The 3,370-nt window shown below is 46.0% G+C and carries 3 protein-coding genes; all 3 read right to left on the reverse strand.

The genetic code is table 11. From position 1 onward, the window contains the following. Positions 1 to 174: 174 nt before the first annotated feature. Entirely contained in the window at positions 175 to 417 is a 243-nt protein-coding gene (locus JZU62_RS05735; protein WP_295012782.1) for a hypothetical protein, read from the reverse strand. Continuing rightward, positions 414 to 1,040, reverse strand: coding sequence for an FAD-dependent thymidylate synthase (gene thyX, locus JZU62_RS05740; RefSeq protein ID WP_295012784.1), 627 nt, complete (start codon positions 1,038 to 1,040; stop codon positions 414 to 416). The genes JZU62_RS05735 and thyX overlap by 4 nt, the downstream gene beginning before the upstream one ends. Positions 1,041 to 1,118: 78 nt before the next feature. Next, on the reverse strand, positions 1,119 to 3,242 hold the full coding sequence (locus JZU62_RS05745) for an RNase J family beta-CASP ribonuclease (RefSeq protein WP_295012786.1): 2,124 nt from the start codon (positions 3,240 to 3,242) through the stop codon (positions 1,119 to 1,121). Positions 3,243 to 3,370 lie beyond the last annotated feature (128 nt).

Here is a 3,370-nt window from a genome sequence, read left to right on the forward strand (position 1 = left end):
AAATCCTTGCTGATTTCGCTATGAACGACGCAGCGGCATTTACTGCCCTCACCGTGCAAGCAAAAGCAGCACTCTAAATAATAGGACCCGAAAGGGTCTTATCTTCTCTCATTTCTTCTTAACTTTTTTAAAATCTACATTATGTGTCTCTACTATTCCCGAAGGAATAATAATTTACTGCTCGATTTTGTACCCTTTGCTCTCTAAGCATTTTTGACATTCAACAGTGATAGGCGCTTTTGAGGCTTCACCGGCAGCTTTTAGATCATAATAGTGGCACTCTTGAAAATCGGATTTGATAAGATCTTCCGTTTTACCTGCTGGACAAATCATCCCGTTGATGGCGAATTCTTTTTCAGCGCATCCGCTGATTAGAAGAGTAGCGGCTGTAAGGGTAAGGAATAAAATTTTTTTCATGATGTGTGATCCTCTTTGAGTGAATTTTCGAACAGATAGCGATGATCTTCCGGAAGTGCTTCATAAACAGCGTGAGCTAAATCACGAATTTCCCAGAGGGCTGCTTTGTCACTTCGAAGCGAAATAAAGTTTTGTAAACTTCGGGCATTAATCGACCACGTAAGTTCCGTCTTATAGCTCTCAGGAAGGCAGTATTTAGCACGATCATTGCTAATTCCCTCAATAAGTACCAGTCGTAGGTTTTCGAGCGCTCTGATGCTCATTTCATCCACGATTGCAACATCACTCATCACTAAATATTTTCCCGCACGCTCTTTATCATCAATGCCAAAGGGTGCTTCATCTTTGAGCTCTTTGAGGGTGTAGCGTGTTGATTTTACCGATAGTGATGCCATGCGGTGACGGGCTAGTTCTTGGAGCAATGCACGGCTGACTCCCTCGACATAGAAGTTATAGACGATATGCTCTAGTGTAGAAGCGTGTTTAAACTTATTTCCGACTCGATCGATGAGGGCACGGTCTAGTTCACCGCCGTTATCGCTTTTGTCAAAACTTTGCCAACAGGTACGGATAGCATCGGAACAGATTACAAGTGGAGTATGGTGGTGTAGGGTTACTTTCATGGATAAGTCTTTGTTAGAGTTTGAGAGAGTATAGCGAAGAAGAGTTTAAAACGGAGACAAAGGTGTGCAAAGCACACCTTACATCACAAATACGTGTGGAACGATAAGAGGATATTTTTTCATTTTGCGGTAGATGTGTTTACGGACGACTTGACGTAAATCATTTTCTAACGCTTTCGGATTTTCGATAAGCCCCGGTTTGAGGTTGATGAGGAAGTGCTCTAACACATCTTCCATCTCTTGGGCAAACGCTTTATCATGACGGTCGGCTACGATCCCGAAGCTGGTAACAAGAGGTTTGGAGAGGAGGCGTGATTCAGCGGCGCTCACTTGAGCCACCAACATAACCATCCCCTCAGATGCCATTTTTTGGCGATCGATAACGATATCGTCTTCGATTTGGTGGTTGTTTTGGTTATCGATATAGGTTTTACCTGTTTTAACCGTTTTTGCTTTGCGCATCATTTTGCTGTTGACTTCGATGCAATCACCGTCACTCATAAGGAGGATGTTACGCTCAGGAACTCCACACGTAATCGCGGTATCTTTGTGCTTCATAATATGGTTGTACTCACCATGAACAGGGAGGAAAAATTTAGGGTTAGTGAGGCGAAGCATCAATTTTTGCTCTTCCATACTCGCATGTCCCGATACGTGGATATCACGGTCATTTGCGACACGAGCACCGGCACGTTGGAGATAGTTGAGCATCCCAGAAATTGAACCCTCATTCCCCGGAATCGCACGGGCAGAGAGGACGATCAAATCGGTCGGTTTGATTTTGATGTGGCGGTGTTCGCCGATTGCCATACGGAAAAGGGCTGAACTCGGCTCTCCCTGACTTCCGGTTGTGACAATCAAGACATCTTTATCGCTCATGCGGTTTGCTTCTTCGGCATCGATAAAGATGTTTTTCGGAATTTTGATGTAATCGTATTGCATACATACTTCGAGGTTACGTTCCATTGATCGTCCGATAACACATACCTTACGGTTGTATTTAATCCCCGCCAAAATCGCCTGATAGACACGGTGGATATTCGAACTAAAGGTTGACATAATGATACGACCCTCAGATTTGGAGAAGATACGATCAAATCCCGGTGCTACCGTAAGCTCACTCGGCGTCCACTCTTTGTTGTATGAGTTGGTTGAATCGGATAGGAGACACAAAACCCCTTTTTCACCGTAATGGGCAAGGCGGTGCAAGTCAGCCGTATAGCCATCTACCGGAGTGTGGTCGATTTTGAAGTCACCGGTGTGGATAATGGTTCCCGCTTTGGTGGTAATCGCTAATGAGCTCGAATCGATAATCGAGTGGGTCATGTGCATCCATTCGATGTCGAAATCATTTCCGATGCGGTACACCTGACGTTTGACGATTGGGTTGAAATAACGGCGGAAATCACGCATGTGATGTTCGTCGAATTTGTTACCGATCATAGCAAGAGGAAGAGGTGTTCCGTAAATCGGGAATTGCATCTCTTTGAAAAGATACGGTACTCCTCCGATATGGTCTTCATGGGCATGGGTAATGATGATCGCTACGATTTTTTTACGAATTTCACGCAAATAGGTGAAATCGGGGACGAGGATATCAACACCGTGCATCTCTTCATCCGGAAAACTCATCCCGATATCGATGATAATCGCTTCATTTTCGGTTTCAATAACGGTGATATTTCCACCGATCTCGCCAAGACCTCCGAGGGGAGTGATACGAACTTTCTCATTGTTATCGAGGTTCAGTTTAAAATGGGGGTTAAGACGGTTTTTATGCGCCTCTTGGTTTTGGAGGACAAAATCGCGAAGATTGTTATCAATCGGTGTGCTTGGGCTTCCACGACGTCCGCCGCGACCGCGATCACGACCGCCGCGATTTGGCTCTGCGTCGGTTGCATTTTCTGCACCCTCTACTCGGTCGGTGCGTGGAGGACGGTTGTCTTGACGCGGAGGTCTGTTATCCGTGCGTGGAGGACGGTTGTCTTGACGCGGAGGTCTGTTATCGGTGCGCGGTGGACGGTTGTCTTGACGCGGAGGTCTGTTATCAGTGCGTGGCTCTGTAGCAGGGCGTTCAGTAGCGGCACCCTCTGCACCTACAGGGGCATTCGTGTTTCGACTACGGAAAGGGCGGCGGTTGTTGCGACGCTGTCGATTTTCCCCTTGGGGTTGTGCTGGTGATTCTGTTTGTTCATCGGACATAATATTTCCTTCTGTACGCTTTGTCGTACTCTATTTTTAGGTATGTTTGGATGCTCTAAAATGCCCCGAAAAGGTTATTTTATAAGGGCGTAGAGCCGGTGAAAGTCAGAGGTGTCAAGCTGATGAGG

Source organism: Sulfuricurvum sp. (genome assembly GCF_019163035.1).
Taxonomy (GTDB): Bacteria; Campylobacterota; Campylobacteria; order Campylobacterales; family Sulfurimonadaceae; genus Sulfuricurvum.

Excerpts from the sequence above, each read along its gene's own strand:
- JZU62_RS05745 (WP_295012786.1), bottom strand. The coding sequence starts at position 3,242 with ATGTCCGATGAACAAACAGAATCACCAGCACAACCCCAAGGGGAAAAT.
- JZU62_RS05735 (WP_295012782.1), bottom strand. The coding sequence starts at position 417 with ATGAAAAAAATTTTATTCCTTACCCTTACAGCCGCTACTCTTCTAATC.
- thyX (WP_295012784.1), bottom strand. The coding sequence starts at position 1,040 with ATGAAAGTAACCCTACACCACCATACTCCACTTGTAATCTGTTCCGAT.